The 16,098-nt window shown below is 68.3% G+C and carries 19 protein-coding genes; 10 read left to right on the top strand and 9 right to left on the bottom strand.

Annotated elements, in window-relative coordinates:
• Positions 1 to 80: 80 nt before the first annotated feature.
• Entirely contained in the window at positions 81 to 1,589 is a 1,509-nt protein-coding gene (gene dop / locus ACN27E_RS05710) for a depupylase/deamidase Dop (RefSeq protein WP_422747297.1), read from the bottom strand.
• 139 nt (positions 1,590 to 1,728) lie between these two features.
• Here dop and ACN27E_RS05715 point away from each other — a divergent pair, with 139 nt between their 5' ends.
• Together ACN27E_RS05715 and ACN27E_RS05720 are read left to right on the top strand one after the other, a co-directional pair.
• Positions 1,729 to 2,814: a hypothetical protein gene (locus tag ACN27E_RS05715; protein WP_422747298.1), complete on the top strand. Its 1,086-nt coding sequence runs from the start codon at positions 1,729 to 1,731 to the stop codon at positions 2,812 to 2,814.
• A gap of 16 nt (positions 2,815 to 2,830) precedes the next feature.
• On the top strand, positions 2,831 to 3,433 hold the full coding sequence (locus ACN27E_RS05720) for a hypothetical protein (RefSeq protein WP_422747300.1): 603 nt from the start codon (positions 2,831 to 2,833) through the stop codon (positions 3,431 to 3,433).
• Positions 3,434 to 3,471: 38 nt separating this feature from the next.
• On the opposite strand, the gene arc is transcribed toward ACN27E_RS05720, so the two are convergent.
• Positions 3,472 to 5,292, bottom strand: a complete 1,821-nt coding sequence (arc, locus tag ACN27E_RS05725) for a proteasome ATPase (RefSeq protein WP_422747302.1) — start codon at positions 5,290 to 5,292, stop codon at positions 3,472 to 3,474.
• Positions 5,293 to 5,438: 146 nt separating this feature from the next.
• Here arc and ACN27E_RS05730 point away from each other — a divergent pair, with 146 nt between their 5' ends.
• From ACN27E_RS05730 to ACN27E_RS05740, 3 genes are read left to right on the top strand one after another with little or no spacing between them, the layout of a single operon-like run.
• Positions 5,439 to 5,915, top strand: a complete 477-nt coding sequence (locus ACN27E_RS05730) for a hypothetical protein (protein ID WP_422747304.1) — start codon at positions 5,439 to 5,441, stop codon at positions 5,913 to 5,915.
• Positions 5,916 to 5,926: 11 nt separating this feature from the next.
• Positions 5,927 to 6,448 carry a hypothetical protein gene (locus ACN27E_RS05735; protein WP_422747306.1) on the top strand — a complete coding sequence of 174 codons (522 nt, stop codon included), beginning with the start codon at positions 5,927 to 5,929 and terminating at the stop codon, positions 6,446 to 6,448.
• Positions 6,449 to 6,451: 3 nt separating this feature from the next.
• A complete protein-coding gene (locus ACN27E_RS05740; protein ID WP_422747308.1) occupies positions 6,452 to 6,748 on the top strand; it encodes a DUF503 domain-containing protein in 297 nt (98 codons plus the stop codon).
• Positions 6,749 to 6,751: 3 nt separating this feature from the next.
• Here ACN27E_RS05740 and ACN27E_RS05745 read toward each other — a convergent pair whose 3' ends face one another.
• Positions 6,752 to 7,597 carry a tRNA (adenine-N1)-methyltransferase gene (locus tag ACN27E_RS05745; RefSeq protein ID WP_422747310.1) on the bottom strand — a complete coding sequence of 282 codons (846 nt, stop codon included), beginning with the start codon at positions 7,595 to 7,597 and terminating at the stop codon, positions 6,752 to 6,754.
• An 84-nt stretch (positions 7,598 to 7,681) separates the two neighbouring features.
• Here ACN27E_RS05745 and ACN27E_RS05750 point away from each other — a divergent pair, with 84 nt between their 5' ends.
• The 5 genes from ACN27E_RS05750 to ACN27E_RS05770 are packed head-to-tail and all read left to right on the top strand — an operon-like array spanning position 7,682 to position 10,770.
• Positions 7,682 to 8,515, top strand: a complete 834-nt coding sequence (locus tag ACN27E_RS05750) for a RecB family exonuclease (protein WP_422747312.1) — start codon at positions 7,682 to 7,684, stop codon at positions 8,513 to 8,515.
• A complete protein-coding gene (locus ACN27E_RS05755) occupies positions 8,512 to 9,294 on the top strand; it encodes a thioesterase family protein (protein ID WP_422749644.1) in 783 nt (260 codons plus the stop codon). Before ACN27E_RS05750 ends, ACN27E_RS05755 begins: the two co-directional genes overlap by 4 nt.
• A gap of 42 nt (positions 9,295 to 9,336) precedes the next feature.
• Positions 9,337 to 9,654 carry an ArsR/SmtB family transcription factor gene (locus ACN27E_RS05760; RefSeq protein ID WP_422747314.1) on the top strand — a complete coding sequence of 106 codons (318 nt, stop codon included), beginning with the start codon at positions 9,337 to 9,339 and terminating at the stop codon, positions 9,652 to 9,654.
• Entirely contained in the window at positions 9,651 to 10,145 is a 495-nt protein-coding gene (locus tag ACN27E_RS05765; RefSeq protein WP_422747316.1) for an SRPBCC family protein, read from the top strand. Before ACN27E_RS05760 ends, ACN27E_RS05765 begins: the two co-directional genes overlap by 4 nt.
• Entirely contained in the window at positions 10,132 to 10,770 is a 639-nt protein-coding gene (locus ACN27E_RS05770) for a flavodoxin family protein (RefSeq protein WP_422747318.1), read from the top strand. The genes ACN27E_RS05765 and ACN27E_RS05770 overlap by 14 nt, the downstream gene beginning before the upstream one ends.
• Here the strand turns inward: ACN27E_RS05770 and ACN27E_RS05775 are convergent.
• The 6 genes from ACN27E_RS05775 to ACN27E_RS05800 form a co-directional block, all read right to left on the bottom strand.
• On the bottom strand, positions 10,721 to 12,100 hold the full coding sequence (locus ACN27E_RS05775) for an FAD-containing oxidoreductase (RefSeq protein WP_422747320.1): 1,380 nt from the start codon (positions 12,098 to 12,100) through the stop codon (positions 10,721 to 10,723). The two genes, ACN27E_RS05770 and ACN27E_RS05775, sit on opposite strands and share 50 nt — an antisense overlap.
• A gap of 1 nt (position 12,101) precedes the next feature.
• A complete protein-coding gene (locus ACN27E_RS05780) occupies positions 12,102 to 12,584 on the bottom strand; it encodes a DUF4126 domain-containing protein (RefSeq protein ID WP_422747321.1) in 483 nt (160 codons plus the stop codon).
• A 68-nt stretch (positions 12,585 to 12,652) separates the two neighbouring features.
• The gene (hisG, locus tag ACN27E_RS05785; RefSeq protein ID WP_422747323.1) at positions 12,653 to 13,504 is read right to left on the bottom strand and encodes an ATP phosphoribosyltransferase; all 852 of its coding nucleotides are present in this window, start codon (positions 13,502 to 13,504) and stop codon (positions 12,653 to 12,655) included.
• Positions 13,505 to 13,509: 5 nt separating this feature from the next.
• Positions 13,510 to 13,791, bottom strand: coding sequence for a phosphoribosyl-ATP diphosphatase (locus tag ACN27E_RS05790; protein WP_422747325.1), 282 nt, complete (start codon positions 13,789 to 13,791; stop codon positions 13,510 to 13,512).
• A gap of 22 nt (positions 13,792 to 13,813) precedes the next feature.
• Positions 13,814 to 15,298, bottom strand: coding sequence for a sugar porter family MFS transporter (locus tag ACN27E_RS05795; protein WP_422747327.1), 1,485 nt, complete (start codon positions 15,296 to 15,298; stop codon positions 13,814 to 13,816).
• Positions 15,299 to 15,406: 108 nt separating this feature from the next.
• The gene (locus ACN27E_RS05800; RefSeq protein WP_422747329.1) at positions 15,407 to 16,093 is read right to left on the bottom strand and encodes an HAD family hydrolase; all 687 of its coding nucleotides are present in this window, start codon (positions 16,091 to 16,093) and stop codon (positions 15,407 to 15,409) included.
• Positions 16,094 to 16,098 lie beyond the last annotated feature (5 nt).

The raw sequence follows: 16,098 nt of genomic DNA on the forward strand, positions 1-16,098 counted from the left end.
CTTGTCATCAACGGGCTCACCGCTGCCCGTCGTTCTTCCACACTACCGGTCGGCACCCGGAATGCCGGGGGTGACAGGGCTCAGTTCGTCAGCTGTTCGACGAGCTGCGCGGCGCTGTCGACGGAGTCCAGCAGGGCGCCGACGTGGGCCTTGCTACCCCGCAGCGGCTCGAGGGTGGGAATCCGCACGAGCGAATCACCGCCGAGATCGAAGATGACCGAGTCCCAACTCGCCGCGGCGATGTCGGCGCCGAAGCGACGCAGACACTCACCGCGGAAGTACGCGCGCGTATCGGTCGGCGGGTTGTCGACCGCGTCGAGCACCTGCTGCTCGGTGACGAGCCGCTGCATCGATCCGCGGGCCACCAGCCGGTTGTACAGACCCTTGTCGAGACGGACGTCGGAGTATTGCAGGTCGACCAGGTGCAGCCGGGGCGCGGACCAGGCCAGATTCTCCCGGTTGCGGAACCCCTCGAGCAGCCGAAGTTTGGCCGGCCAGTCCAGGATCTCCGCGCACTCCATCGGATCGCGTTCGAGCAGATCCAGCACGTGCGCCCAGGTCTCGAGCACGTGCGAGGCGCGCGGATCCGGGTCGCGGGCATCGACCAGCTTGGCCACCCGGTCCAGATAGATCCGCTGCAGCGCCAGCGCGGTCAGCTCGCGCCCGTCCGCCATGGCCACGGTCGCCCGCAGCGACGGATCGCGGCTGACGACGTGCACGGCGTGCACCGGCCGGGCCAGCATCAGATCGCTGACGTCCAGCCCGTGGGCCGGACCCTCCTCGATCAGGTCGAGCACCAGCGAGGTGGTGCCCACCTTGAGATAGGTCGAGGTCTCGGCCAGGTTCGCATCGCCGATGATGACGTGCAGCCGGCGGTACTTGTCCGCATCGGCGTGCGGCTCGTCGCGGGTGTTGATGATCCCCCGCTTGAGGGTGGTCTCGAGGCCGACCTCCACCTCGATGTAGTCGGCCCGCTGAGACAGCTGAAAGCCGGGTTCGTCACCCGACGGGCCGATTCCGACCCGTCCGGACCCGGTCACCACCTGGCGTGACACCAGGAACGGGGTCAGACCGGAGATCACCGCGGAGAACGGTGTGTGCCGGCTCATCAGATAGTTCTCGTGGGTGCCGTACGACGCGCCCTTGCCGTCGACGTTGTTCTTGTAGAGCTGCAGTTTCGCCGCACCCGGCACGCTGGCCACGTGGCGTGCGGCGGCCTCCATGACGCGCTCGCCAGCCTTGTCCCAGATCACCGCGTCCAACGGGTCCGTGACCTCGGGGGCCGAGTATTCGGGGTGAGCGTGATCGACGTAGAGCCGGGCGCCGTTGGTCAGGATCATGTTGGCGGCACCGACCTCGTCGGCGTCCACCACCGGCGGAGGTCCGGAGGCACGGCTGAGGTCGAAACCACGGGCGTCGCGCAGGGGCGATTCGACCTCGTAGTCCCAGCGGGTGCGTTTGGCGCGCTGGATACCGGCCGCCGCGGCATAGGCCAGCACTGCCTGGGTGGACGTCAGGATCGGATTCGCGGTCGGGTCGGACGGCGATGAGATGCCGTATTCCACCTCGGTTCCGATGATCCGCTGCATGCTTAGAGCGTAGGTGACGCGCCTCGGGCGCAGATGACCGGCGCTTGCGGCCTCCGGTCGCACTTGGTGGACTGTTGCCGATGACCGGCGATCGCGATCCTGCTGCTCTGCGTTTCGTCGCGGCGACTGAGAGGTAGCGATGACGCCAGACACCGCCGGACGCGACGGCACCGCCGCCCGATGGTTCCTGGCCCGCGGCGTGCCCGCCGTGCTCAGGCGCCGCGACCGGTGGCGTGACGTCCTCGCCCGCAGCGCGCCGGGGCTGGCGGCCTATCTGACCTGGATGCTCGCCTATCTGGCCATCGCGGTGCTGACGGGCGGTCAGGACATCACCATCGACGACGACCTGTCGCTGCGGGACTGGACGGTTCTGGTGCTGTTGGCCGGCATCCTCCCGGCGGTGGTGGCGGCGGGCTGGGCCGTCTCGCGGATCCGCCGGAACTCGTTGCGCCGGGCCGTCGCGATCACCGCCATAGTGGTCGCGCCGCTGTCGGATCTGTACCAGGACGGACTTCTCGACGCGCTCGCCGACATCTCCTTCGACGTCGTCGTGCTGTGCGCGATATTGCTGTGCACCGCAACCGGACTCGGTTCGATCCTGGCGTGGGGCGTGCGTACGACCCTGAACCACCTGGCGGCTGCCGGCCGGCTGGCGGCCCGGGCGCTGCCGGTCGTGCTGCTGACCGTGCTGGTGTTCTTCAACTCGCCGGTGTGGTCGATGGCGGCCAACTTGAGCACCGATCGGTTCTGGCTGCTGGCCGCGTTCATGGCCGTCATTGCGATCTCGTTCCTCACGGCCAGCATGCGCGATCGGGTGCGCGCAGTGACCACCGAAGTCGATCTCGACAGCGCCTCGGCACCGCTGAGCCGCGCCGAGCGCGCCAACCTGCTGTTCGTGGCGGTCGGTTCACAGGTCATCCAGATCGTCACCGTCGCGCTGGTGACGATGGCGATCTTCTTCGTGCTCGGGTTCATCGTCCTGAGTCCCGCGGTGCTGGCACACTGGACCGGCGGGGACACCAGCCAGGTGTCGTTGCTCGACGTCGTGCTGCCCGTGCCGCTGCCGCTGGCGCACGTCACCCTGTTCCAGGGCGGCCTGACGTTCATGTATCTCAGTGCCCGCGCGGTCAGCGACGCCGACCACCGTGCCGAGTTCCTCGACCCGCTGTTCGCCGATCTCGCCGTCACACTGGACGCACGTGATGCGTATCTCGAGAGGACATGACAGGAGGAGCCGGCCAATGGACGACGTGTTCGGTAAGCGCTACGGGGAGGTGCTGCTGGTCCGGATGACCGAATCGGGCCCCGCTGCCAGCGTGTACAACACCTATCCGCTCAACGATTGTCCGGCTGAGCTGTGGCAGCGGCTCGACGCCCAGGCCCTCGCCGCGGAGCACGGTGCGGCCGCCGCACTGCTCAACGGTCCGCGGTACTGGCTGATGAGCGGTATCGACAAGCCGGGTGGCACCGAGACCGAGATGCAGACGTTCGGGGGCATCGACATGCTCCTGCAGGCCACTGTGGCCCTCTCGTCGATGAATCCGTCGCCGTATTCGGTCAACGAGGTGGACCGGAAGGCCACCTTCATCTTCGACGCCGGGAGGCCGGTGTTCGAGCTGGTGGACGCCCAGAGCCGTCGATGGGTCATGCAGACGTGGAGTCAGACCGTCGACCCCGCCCTCGGCCTGTCCGATCTCCCGGGCCTGGCCGACCGCCTCGCGCTGCCCGACGGCTGGCGCTACGAAACCCGGGTGCTCGATGCGCCGTTGCGGATCGACACCTCCACCCGCAAGGCCAGCGTGACCCAGGATGATCTGGCCAACAGCTACTCGTTGCTGGCCTGACGTCTACCCCTGAGCCGTTCGACCGCGGGCGACCTGGGTCAGAGGTACTGACCCAGGTTGCTCTCGGTGTCGATGGCCCGGCTGGCCGACGAGCTCTTGCCGGTGACCAGGGTGCGGATGTAGACGATCCGTTCCCCCTTCTTGCCCGAGATCCGTGCCCAATCGTCGGGATTGGTGGTGTTGGGCAGGTCCTCGTTCTCGGCGAACTCGTCGACGATCGAGTCGAGCAGGTGCTGGATCCGCAGACCCCGCTGGCCCGTCTCGAGGACCGACTTGATCGCGTACTTCTTCGCCCGGTCGACGACGTTCTGGATCATCGCGCCGGAGTTGAAGTCCTTGAAGTACATGACCTCTTTGTCGCCGTTGGCGTAGGTGACCTCGAGAAAGCGGTTGTCGTCGATCTCCGCGTACATCCGGTCGACGACCTTCTCGATCATCGCCTTGATGGTCTGCGACCGGTCGCCGCCGAATTCGGCCAGGTCGTCTTCGTGAACCGGCAGCTCCTCGGTGAGGTACTTGCTGAAGATGTCCTGCGCCGCTTCGGCATCCGGTCGCTCGATCTTGATCTTGACGTCCAGACGGCCGGGCCTCAGAATCGCCGGGTCGATCATGTCCTCGCGGTTGGAGGCGCCGATCACGATGACGTTCTCCAGCCCTTCGACGCCGTCGATCTCCGAGAGCAGCTGCGGGACCACCGTGGTCTCCACGTCCGAGCTGACGCCGGTACCGCGGGTGCGGAAGATCGAATCCATCTCGTCGAAGAACACGATCACCGGCGTGCCCTCGGAGGCCTTCTCACGGGCCCGCTGGAAGATCAGCCGGATGTGTCGTTCGGTCTCCCCGACGAACTTGTTGAGCAGCTCGGGACCCTTGATGTTGAGGAAGTAGCTCTTCGCCTCGCGGGCGTCGTCACCCCGCACCTCGGCCATCTTCTTGGCCAGCGAATTCGCCACCGCCTTGGCGATCAGCGTCTTACCGCAGCCGGGCGGGCCGTAGAGCAGCACACCCTTGGGGGGACGCAGCGAGTATTCGCGGTAGAGCTCCTTGTGCAGGAACGGCAGCTCCACGGCGTCGCGGATCTGCTCGATCTGCCGGCCCAGGCCGCCGATGTCGTTGTAGCTGACGTCGGGCACCTCCTCGAGCACCAGGTCCTCGACCTCGGCCTTGGGGATGCGCTCGAAGGCATACCCGGCCTTCGTGTCGACGAGCAGGGAGTCACCGGGGCGCAGCTTGCGCGGGCGCAGATCGTCGTCGACGCCGTCCTCGACCTCCAACGGGAGGTCTTCCACGGCCACCAACGGTTCGGCGAGCCACACGATGCGCTCTTCGTCGGCGTGACCGACGACCAGTGCGCGGTGCCCGTCGGCGAGGATCTCGCGCAGGGTGCTGATCTCACCGACGGCTTCGTAGTTGCCGGCCTCGACGACGGTCAACGCCTCGTTCAGACGAACGGTCTGACCCTGCTTGAGCAGGCTGGTGTCGATGTTCGGCGAGCACGTCAGCCGCATCTTGCGACCGGAGGTGAAAACGTCGACGGTGTCGTCCTCGTGCGCGGAGAGCAGCACACCGTAGCCGCTGGGCGGCTGACCCAGCCGGTCCACCTCTTCGCGCAGGGCGAGCAGCTGCTGGCGGGCCTCTTTGAGGGTTTCCATCAACTTCGAGTTGCGAGCCGCCAGCGAGTCGATGCGCGCCTCGAGCTGATGTACGTCGCGTGCGCTGCGCAGGCCGCTCTGCGACCCGACCGCGCTCTCGAGCTGTTCGCGCAGAACCGCGGCCTCCCGTCGGAGCTCCTCCAACTCGGCGGCGTCCTCACTGGAGAGACCATCTTCTCTGGCCTCGTGACGCTGTGACTCACTCATGTTGCGCCCCTCTCCCGCACCGGATATTGGTGCAGTAACAACTTCAACGCTACCGGCGATTCAGACTTTGTGTGCGGTCTAGCAATTCGACACACCCGCACCACTGTTAACCTCAAAGACTAGTTAGGCAGATCGAAAGGAAAGCCGTGACCCTGAAATCCCTCGTAACCGGCGTTGCAGCAGCCGTCGCCGTAGCGGGTGCCGCGGCAGGTGTGACGTCCATTGCAGCGGCCCCGATTGCCGCGGCCGCGCCGGTCGTCGCGCCGGCGCCGCAGGTCCCCGCGCCCGATCTGGCAGCCCCGCTGACCCAGACGCTGTCCGCGCTGGCCGGCCCCGGCTCGTTCAGCGGTAAGGCGCCCTACATCCAGGGAGGCATCGGCCGCTTCGAGGCGCTGACTGCCGACCGTGCGTACAACAACGCCGCCGCGCAGGGCAAGTTCCCGCTCACCTTCAACGTCGTCGACGTGGACCAGAACGGTGGCGTCGCCACCGCATCGGTCACCGCGACGGCCGCGACCGGCGGTACCGCCACCCAGAACATCGTCTTCGTCGCGGGCCCCAGCCCCACCGGCTGGCAGGTCTCGAAGGGCTCGGCCCTGTCGCTGCTCTCGGCGGTCGGCTGAGCCGTCGACCGGTGCGACGCACCACGATCACCAGGTACCTGAGCGCCGCCACCGTCACGGTGGCGGCGTTCGGGCTTACCGGGTGCGGTCACGACTCCCCGCCGCCGGCGGCTCCCCCGTCGACCTCGACGTCCAGCCCGGTGATCGCCACCGCGCCGGCGGCACCGCTGCCCGCCCCCGAGGCGTTGACCGACGTCCTCAGCCGCCTGGCCGATGTGAACGTGCCCGCGCCCGAACGAGCCGCCCTGGTCCAGGACTCCGGACCCGGTGACGCCGCGGCCCTCGACCGGTTCGGCAAGGCACTGGCCGACAACGGTTTCCTCCCGCTGGCGTTTCAAGCACGGGATCTGACGTGGTCGCCCACCCGGACGGGCGACGTGACGGCGACCGTGGTGGTCACCACCGCCAACCCGCAGTCCGGCGAGTTCAGCTTCCCCATGGAGTTCACCCCGGCAGACCCGGGCTGGTTGCTGACCCGCGACACGGCGGATCTGCTCCTGGACTTCGGCACCGCCCAGGACCCACCCCCCTGACCCATGTGGATCGGCTGGTTGGAGTTCGACGTGCTCCTGGGCGACGTCCGCTCGCTGAAACAGAAGCGGTCGGCGATTCGTCCGGTGATCGCCGAATTACAGCGCCGGTTCGGCGTCTCGGCGGCCGAGACCTCCGCCCAGGACCTACACCGGCGCGCCGGCATCGGCGTGGCGGTGGTGGCGGGCGACCGCGGGCACGTGGTGGATGTCCTCGACGCCGCGGAACGCCTGGTCGCCGCCCGGCCCGAGCTCGAGCTGCTCTCCGTGCACCGCGCGCTGCGGCGCAGCACCGACGAGTGACGGTCAGTCCGGGTCCGGCTGGACGAGCTGACGCTTGCGGCGCAGCGGGATCGGCGCCACCGCGCCGGGCGCCAGCCTGCGGACGCTGATCAGAAACGCGGTGTGCCCGCGCATCGTGTGCTGGGGCCGCACCGCCAGCCCGACGACGTACCACCCGCGCTGCATGCTCTCCCACGCCCGCGGCTCGGTCCAGCACTGCTGTTCACGCAGCGCCTCCACCGCCCGCGAGAGCTGGGTCACCGTCGCGACGTAGATCATCAGCACCCCGCCCGGCACGAGCGCGTCCGCGACGGTGCCCAGCACCTCCCACGGGGCGAGCATGTCGAGCACCACGCGGTCGACCTCGCCGCCCGGATAGTCGTTGAGATCGGCGATCACCAGATCCCAGTTGGCCGGGCGTTCACCGAAGAAGGTCACCACATTGCGCTCGGCGTGCACGGCGTGATCGTCGCGGATGTCATAGGACGTCACCTGCCCCTGCGGCCCCACCGCGCGCAGCAGCGAGCACGTCAGGGCCCCCGAGCCGGCGCCGGCCTCGAGCACCCGCGCGCCCGGGAAGATGTCACCCTCGTGCACGATCTGTGCGGCGTCCTTGGGATAGATGACCTGCGCGCCGCGCGGCATCGACATCACGTAGTCCACCAGCAACGGCCGCAAGACCAGGAACTGGTCGCCGCTCGTCGACTTGACCACACTGCCTTCGGGCAGCCCGATCACTGCGTCGAGTGCGATCATCCCGCGGTGGGTGTGGAATTCACCCCCAGGCGTCAACAGCATCGTGTAGTGCCGGCCCTTGGCGTCGGTGAGCTGCACACGATCACCGACTTCGAACGGACCGGTTCTGCGCATGCCGATGAGCCTGCCAGTTGACACGCGACCGGCCGGGCGCGGGGTTGTCGAGATTTGTCGGCGGCCCGATCTAGGCTTCCGGACATGGGTGAACAGCTGGCGCCGCCGCGGCGGCCCGCGTTGTCACCGTCGCGGGCCAGCGATTTCAAGCAGTGTCCGCTGCTCTACCGCTTCCGCGCCATCGACCGCCTGCCCGAACCACACTCGACGGCGCAACTGCGCGGTTCGGTGGTGCACGCCGCCCTGGAGCAGCTCTACGCCCTGCCCGCGGCCGAGCGCGATCACGACACCGCGTTGGGGCTGATCGCGCCGGCCTGGGATCGGCTGGCCACCGAGAACCCGGCCCTGACCGACGAAGTGGACCCCGTGGTGCAGGACGCTCTGCTCGGCGAGGCCCGCGCGCTGCTGTCCGGTTACTACCGCCTCGAGGATCCGACCCGCTTCGATCCGCAGGGGTGTGAACAGCACATCGAGGTCGAATTGGCCGACGGCACCCTGCTGCGGGGATTCGTCGACCGGATCGATGTCGCGCCCACCGGCGAGCTGCGGGTGGTCGATTACAAGACCGGTAAGGCGCCGTCGGAAGTCTGGGCGCTGGCCGAGGCCAAAGCGCTGTTCCAGATGAAGTTCTATGCGGTGGCGCTGCTGCGCTCACGCGGGGTGTTGCCGGCCCGGCTGCGGCTGCTCTACCTGGCCGACGGTCAAGTGCTCGACTACTCCCCCGACCTCGACGAACTCGTTCGCTTCGAGCGGCTGCTCACCGCGATCTGGCGCGCGATCCAGGCGGCCGGGGTCACCGGAGACTTCCGGCCCAAGCCGTCACGGTTGTGCGGGTGGTGTGCCCATCGGGCGTTGTGCCCGGAATTCGGTGGTGTGCCGCCGCCGTACCCAGGGTGGCCGCAGGATCCGGCGGCGTGATCGGTCACCTGTATCACCGGCTGCCCGACGACGGCGACCACCAGGTGTTCGAGTCGACGCCGGACACCCGCAGCAACTGGGGCCCCGAGATCCAGCACGGTTCACCGCCGTTGGCCTTGCTGACGAAGCTGATCGAGGAGCAGGCGCCCGAGGGCATGCGCGTCGGACGGCTGACACTCGATCTGCTGGGCGCCATCCCGGTAGTGCCGATGCGGGCCCGCGCCTGGGTGTCACGGCCCGGCAGCCGCATCGCGATGATGACCGCGGAGATGACGCCGGTCGGAGGCGCCAGGCCGGTGGGCCGCGTCAGCGCGTGGCTCATCGCCACCAGCGACACCCGTGACGCCGCCACGGACCGCCATCCGCCGATCGACGAGGGTCCGGCGGTGACCCAGAGCCACGCCTGGGAAGGGGCGCAGGGATATCTCGAAACGGTCGACTGGCGTAAACAGGTCGACGACGGCACGGCCGCCGTCGGCTGGCTCACCCCGTTGGTGCCGCTGGTCGACGACGAACCCACCACCGCGCTGCAGCGGCTGGCGATGGTCGTCGACTCGGCCAATGGGCTGGGGGCGGCACTGGACCCACAGCAGTACATGTTCATGAACACCGACACCGTGGTGCATCTGCACCGGCTGCCCGAGGGGCACGATTTCGGGCTACGCGCCCGCGGCTCGATCGGCCCCGACGGCGTCGGCGTGACCACCGCGGAGCTGTTCGACCGTCACGGCTTCATCGGGACATCCGCGCAGACGCTGCTGGTCCAGCACCGCACCTAATATCCGATTGCGTCTATATAGACGCTAATGCATACTACTGGGGTGGATGTTTTCGAAGCAGTCGCCGAACCGAACCGGCGCGTCCTCCTCGACACCCTGGCCGGCGGCGAGCGCACCGCCGGCGAATTGGTCGATGCCCTGCCCGGTCTGACCCAGCCGACGGTGTCGCGTCACCTCCGGGTATTGCGGGAGGTGGGCCTGGTGGAAGTCCGGCCCGACGCGCAGCGGCGGATCTACGCGCTGCGCGCCGACGGGCTCGTGGAGATCAGCACATGGATCGAGCGCTACCGGCGGTTCTGGTCCGGTCATCTCGACGACCTCGAGCGTCATCTGCACCGGCGGGCCGAGGAGAGCCGATGAGCGCGGCCGAGGGGATCCTCACCGTCGATGGCGATCGGGCGGTTCTCACCTTCGAACGCCGGCTGCCGTTCCCGGTCGAGGTGGTGTGGGCCGCGATCACCGATCCGGCGGAGCGTGGGATGTGGTTCGGCGCCACCACGATCGAGCCTCGCGCGGGCGGCACCATCGACATGGTCGCCACCGGCCCGCCGCTGCCCGACGACGTCAAGCGGATGACCGGGCGCATCCTGGTCTGGAATCCGCCGCATGTGTTCGAACACGAGTGGCGCCAGCCGATCGTCGAGGACGGCGTTGTCCGCTACGAGCTGCGGCCCGACGACGGGGGCGGCACGCTGCTGCGCTTCACCCACCGCGGACTCGGCGTGCGCAACGCATCCGGGTTTCTGGGCGGCACCCACGCCTTCCTCGACCGTCTCGATGCGCATCTGGCCGGCCGGCGGCTCCCGGATTGGCTGGCGCGCAAGCAGGAGGTGGACCATGCCCGCCGATGACGTGGTGGCCACGGTCGCCGTCGCGTATCACTCCGGCTACGGCCACACCGCGGTGCTGGCAGAAGCCGTCGCACGGGGCGCCCGTGACACCGGCGCCCTGATCGAGATGATCGCGGTCGACACCATCACCGATGCGCAGTGGGCGGTACTCGATCGCGCCGACGCCATCGTGTTCGGCAGCCCCACCTATATGGGCGGCGTCTCGGCAGCGTTCCAGGCGTTCGCCGAACGCACCGGCCGACGGTGTCAGGAGGGCACCTGGCGCGACAAACTGGCTGCCGGCTTCACCAACTCCGGAGCCATGAGCGGCGACAAGTTGAGCACACTGATGTCACTGGCGGTGTTCGCCGCACAACATCACATGCACTGGGTGAATCTCGGTCTGGTCGCCGGCTGGAACTCGGCCGCCGGCAGCGCCGACGACCTCAACCGGTTGGGCTTCTTCCTCGGCGCCGGGGCGCAGACCGACGTCGACCTACCCCCGGATCGGTTGCCGGAGGCCGACATTCGTACGTGCCGCCACCTCGGCGCGCGGGTGGCCCGGGTCGCGCAGGAAGTGACGGTGGGCCGGCAGACTATTGCAGCGGCTTCAAGTCCTGCAGCATCGTCGGCACCAGCTCGCTGACCGTCGGGTGGATGTGCATGGTCCGCGAGATGGCGGTGTAGGGCAATTTCGCCGTCATCACGTCGAGGATGTCCTGCACCACCTCGTCCCCGCCCACACCGAGAATCGCCGCCCCCAGGATCTCCTCGGTTTCGGCGTCGACGACGACCTTCATGAAACCTTGCGTCTCCCCCTTCTCGACAGCCCGGCCGACCCGCGTCATCGGGCGCTTGCCGACCAACGCCGCGCGTCCGGACTTGCGCACCTGATCGGCGGTCAGCCCGGCGCGTCCCAGCGGCGGGTCGATGTACAGCGCGTAGGTGGTGATCCGGTCACTGACCCGGCGGGGGTCGTTGTCGAGGAGGTTGGCCGCGACGATCTCGAAGTCGTTGTACGACGTGTGGGTGAAGGCACCCTTGCCGTTGCAGTCCCCCATCGCCCAGATGTGCTCGACGCTGGTGCGCAGCTCGTCGTCGACGACCACGTTGCCCCGCTCATCGGTCTGCACCCCGGCCGCGTCCAGGCCGAGGTCGTCGGTGTTGGGCCGCCGGCCGACCGCCAGCAGCAGGTGGCTGCCGCTGACCGGTTCGGCGCCGTCCTTGGCGACCACCTCGAAACCGTTGTCGCGCTTGGTGAATCGGATGTCGGTGGCGTCGACGATGATGTCGATGCCCTCATTGCGCAGAATGTCTGCGATCGCGGCGGAGACGTCCTCGTCCTCCCGGGACGTCAGCCGTGGGCCGTGCTCGATGACGGTGACCCGCGCACCGAATCGGCGGTACATCTGCGCGAACTCCAGCGCGATGTAGCTGCCCCCGATGACCACGAGATGTTCGGGCACGACGTCGAGTTCGAGGATGCTGACGTTGGTCAGATAGTCGATGTCCTGCAGTCCGGGCAGGTCGGGCACCACCGCCCGCCCGCCCACGTTGAGGTAGATGCGGTCGGCCCGCAGCAGTCGGTCACCGACGCGCACGGTGTGCGGGTCCTCGAAGCGGGCGTGGCCGCGGATGAACGTGCACCCGTCCATACCCTCGAGCCAGGACTCGACGCCGTGGCGGTCGTCGAGCATGACCTTGTCCTTGCGGGCCTTGACCTTGGCCATGTCGACGGTCACCTCGCCGGTACCGACGCCGTACTCCGCGGCGCGCCGGGCGAGATGGGCGGCGTGGGCGCTGGCGACCAACGTCTTGGTGGGTATGCATCCGTAGTTGACGCAGGTGCCGCCGACGAGTTTGCGCTCGATCACCGCGACCCGTTGACCGGCTTCGGTCAGCCGCCCCGCCAGCGGTGGTCCGGCCTGCCCGGCGCCGATGATGATCGCGTCGAAATGCGTTGCCTCTGCCGACATGTCAGATCACCGACGCCAGCCACACGATCACTAAGCCGCCGACGACGGCGACCGCGTCCTCGGCCAGGGCGATCGGGAGGTCACGGCCGCCGTTGCGCGCGACCAGCCGACTGCGCACCTCGTAGCCACCGAGCGTCCCGAGCACCGCACCGATGACCCCGCCGCCGAGCCCGCCGAACGTGTAGCCGAAGGCGGTGCCGAGGACCGCACCGGCGAAGCCGCCGGAGGCGAGGCGGGCGACGAATTGCATGGCCGTCTTGCGGCTGGGGGTCTTGGGGAGCTGGTCGGTGACCAGTTCACCGACCAGCAGGACGGTCAGCACGGTGACGGTGATGGGGTGGGCCATCCACTGCGCCCAGGTCCCGTCCAGAACCAGCCAGTCCAGTAGGCCCGCCCAGGCCACGACCGCCGGAGCGGTGAACGCCCGCAGCCCGGCGATCACGCCGATGAGCAGGGCCAGCAACAGGACAAGGGCGTGCGTCATCGGGACCTCCGGCCGGCGGTGAACTCGCCACGGACGCTAACACGGCGCGCGGCGGCTCACCCGCTGAATCAGAAGCGGCAGAACCGGATGTCGGAGGCCAGAATCGCTTTGGCGCCGATCGCGGCGAGCTCGTCCATGATGGCGTTGACGTCGCGGCGCGGCACCAGTGCTCGCACCGCAGCCCAGGACGGATCGGCCAACGGCGCGATAGTCGGTGATTCCAGTCCGGGTGTCACCGCGGTCGCGCGGTCGAGAAGGCTTCGGGGACAGTCGTAGTCGAGCATCAGGTACTGCTGGCCGAAGACGACGCCCTGAACCCGGGCGGCGAGCTGATCGCGGGCGGCCGCCGATGCGTCGTCCGCGCCGTCACGTTCGATGAGCACGGCTTCGGAATCGCAGAGTGGATCCCCGAACGCCACCAGGTTGTGCAGGCTCAGCGTACGGCCGGACCCGACGACATCGGCGATGGCGTCGGCCACCCCGAGTTGCACCGAGATCTCCACGGCCCCGTCCAAGCGGATCACGGTCGCCTCGACCCCCCTGGCGGCGAGGTCTTTGCGCACCAGGTTGGGGAACGCGGTCGCGATCCGCTTGCCCGCCAGATCCTCGGGCGTCCAGTCGGCGCCGGCCGGCGCGGCGTAGCGGAACGTGGAGGCACCGAAGCCCAGCGCCAGCCGCTCGCGAACCGGCGCGTCCGATTCGGCGGCCAGATCGCGTCCGGTGATGCCGAAGTCCAGTTGGCCGGATCCGACATAGATCGCGATGTCCTTGGGGCGCAGGAAGAAGAACTCCACGTTGTTCGCCGGGTCGACCACGGTGAGGTCTTTGGCGTCGCGGCGACGGCGGTAGCCGGCCTCGGCCAGGATCTCGGCCGCCGATTCGCTCAGCGCGCCCTTGTTGGGGACGGCCACTCGCAACATGACGCTCACAGCTTCCGGTAGACGTCGTCGAGGGTCAGGCCGCGCGCGATCATCAGCACCTGCGTCCAGTACAGGAGCTGGCTCACCTCTTCGGCCAGCGCGTCGTCGCTCTCGTGTTCGGCGGCGAGCCACACCTCGCCCGCCTCCTCGAGAATCTTCTTACCCAGCCCGTGCACCCCACCGTCGAGGGCCGCCACGGTGCCACTGCCCGCCGGCCGGGTGCGCGCCCGCTCGGTCAGCTCGTCGAAGAGCGCGTCGAAGGTCTTCACGGGCGGCCATTCTCCCACGCCCGGGCGGTCGCTCCCGACCTCAGGCCTCCTTGGCGCCGCCCGACGGTGCGGTGTCGGACTTGAGGAGCTCGCCGTGCATGTCCTCCAGGGACACGCCCTTGGTTTCCATCACCCACCGCCACACGAACAACCCGGACAGCACCGCGCACAGCCCGTAGAACCCGTACGCCAACCCCAGATGCTCACGCAGGCCGGGGAAGGTCACGGTGATCAGCCAGTTCGCCGCCCACTGACCGGCGGCGGCCAGACCCAGAGCCGCGGCCCGGATGCGGTTGGGGAACATCTCGCCGAGGAGCACCCAGACGACCGGACCCCACGACATGCCGAAGGCGACGACGAAGAGGTTGGCCGCGATGAGCGCGATCAAGCCGGACGCTCCGGGCAGGCTCGGCGTGCCGTCGGGGTTCACCGTGGCGTTGGCGAAGATGACGGCCATGGTGATCAACGTGACGGCCATCCCCGTCGACCCGATCAGCAGCAGCGGCTTGCGGCCGATCTTGTCGATCAGGGCGATCGCGATCAGCGTGGTGAGCACGTTGATGACCGAGGTGATGACCGTGTAGATCGCCGATTCGTCAGCGCTGAAGCCGACCGCCTGCCACAGCACGTTGCTGTAGTAGAAGATCACGTTGATGCCGACGAACTGCTGGAAGATCGACAGGCCGAGGCCCACCCAGACGATGCCGTAGATGCCGCCCGTCGGTTTGCGCAGATCCCGCCAGGACGGCTTGTCCTCGCGTTCGAGCGTCTCCTGGATACGCGTGATGGTGATTTCCAGGTTCTTGCGCCCCAGCAGCCGGCTCAGGACGCGGCGTGCCTCCGGGATCTTGTGGCTGGCAACCAGATAACGCGGCGACTCGGGGATGGTGAAGGCGAGTGCGCCGTAGAGCACGGCCGGCACGGCCATCGCCAGGAACATCCAGCGCCAGGCGTCCAAACCGAACCACAGGGGCTGGTTGGGGCCGTCGGCCAGCCACTGCAGCAGATAGTTCACCGCAAAGGACAAGAAGATGCCCGACACGATCGCCAGCTGCTGCAGCGAGCCCAGGCGCCCGCGGATACCCGGGGGTGACGTTTCGGCGATGTAGGCGGGAGCGATCACCGACGCCACACCGACACCGATGCCGCCGACGATGCGGAACAGCACCACCGCCCAGACCTCGTGGGCGAAACCGGTACCGAAGGCGCTGATGAGGAACAGCACGGCCGCGATCTTCATCACCGCGATACGGCCGATCTTGTCGGCGATGCGGCCCGCGGTCATCGCGCCGGCCGCCGCCCCCAGCAGCGCCGAGGCGACGGCGAATCCGAGTTCGGCGTTGCCGATACCGAAGTCTTCCTGGATGGAGTCGACCGCGCCGTTGATCACCGCGCTGTCGTAGCCGAAGAGCAACCCGCCCAGGGCGGCCACCGAAGCAATACGAACAGCCGTCTTGCCCGACGAGAAGTCCTCGTCGCTGACGGGTAGGTCGTCACCTACCGGGGCACCACCCTGACCAGCCATGGAACGTCCTTCCCGCGCAGCGATGCGTGATCGGAATCACATTCAAGCACTTCCCCGAGTGCGCGTAGGCGGGTTCCCTCAACTGTGTCAGGCGAAACCGGAGACCGGTCAGGCCGTCAATTCGTCTCGACCATCGACGAGTTCGCGATGGATGGCCCGCAATTCCCGCACCCCGAAACCGCGCAGCGAGCCGACTTGGCGCCGGCGCGGGCTCGACGGCACGGGTACGTCATTCGGTACCACCAGCACGGGTGCGCCCGCGGATTCGGCCGCCTGCGATCCGGTGGCCGAATCTTCCACCGCCAGGCAGTGGCCGGGCTCGATTCCGAGGATCTGCGCCGCGCGCCGGTAGGGGTCGGGTGCCGGCTTACCGTGGGCGACCTCGTCGCCGCACACCGTCGCGGTGAAGAAGTGCCGACCGATGCTGTCGAGCGCCTGCTCGGTGAGCTCGCGTTGGGTGTTGGTGACCAGCGCCATCGGAACGCCCGCGGCCGCAACATCTTCCAGGAGTTCGCGGGCTCCGTCGCACCAGGGCAGCCCTCTGGTCGAGAACAATTCCCCGGTGTAGTCGTGCAACCACCGATCGGCCGCCGCCATCGCGGCAGGGTCGGGTTCCAGCCCCAGGTCGGCGTAGACGGTGCGGATGGTGTTCGCCGCAGAACTGCCCACCAACGCCGCTCGCGTCTCGTCGCTGATCTCCCCGCCGAGTTTCCGGTAGAGCTCGGCAAGAGAGATGTCCCACAGCTTTTCGGAGTCGACGAGGGTGCCGTCCATGTCCCAGAGCACCGCTTGCACACGGC

It is taken from the genome of Mycobacterium sp. WMMD1722, assembly GCF_049315205.1.
GTDB lineage: Bacteria > Actinomycetota > Actinomycetes > Mycobacteriales > Mycobacteriaceae > Mycobacterium.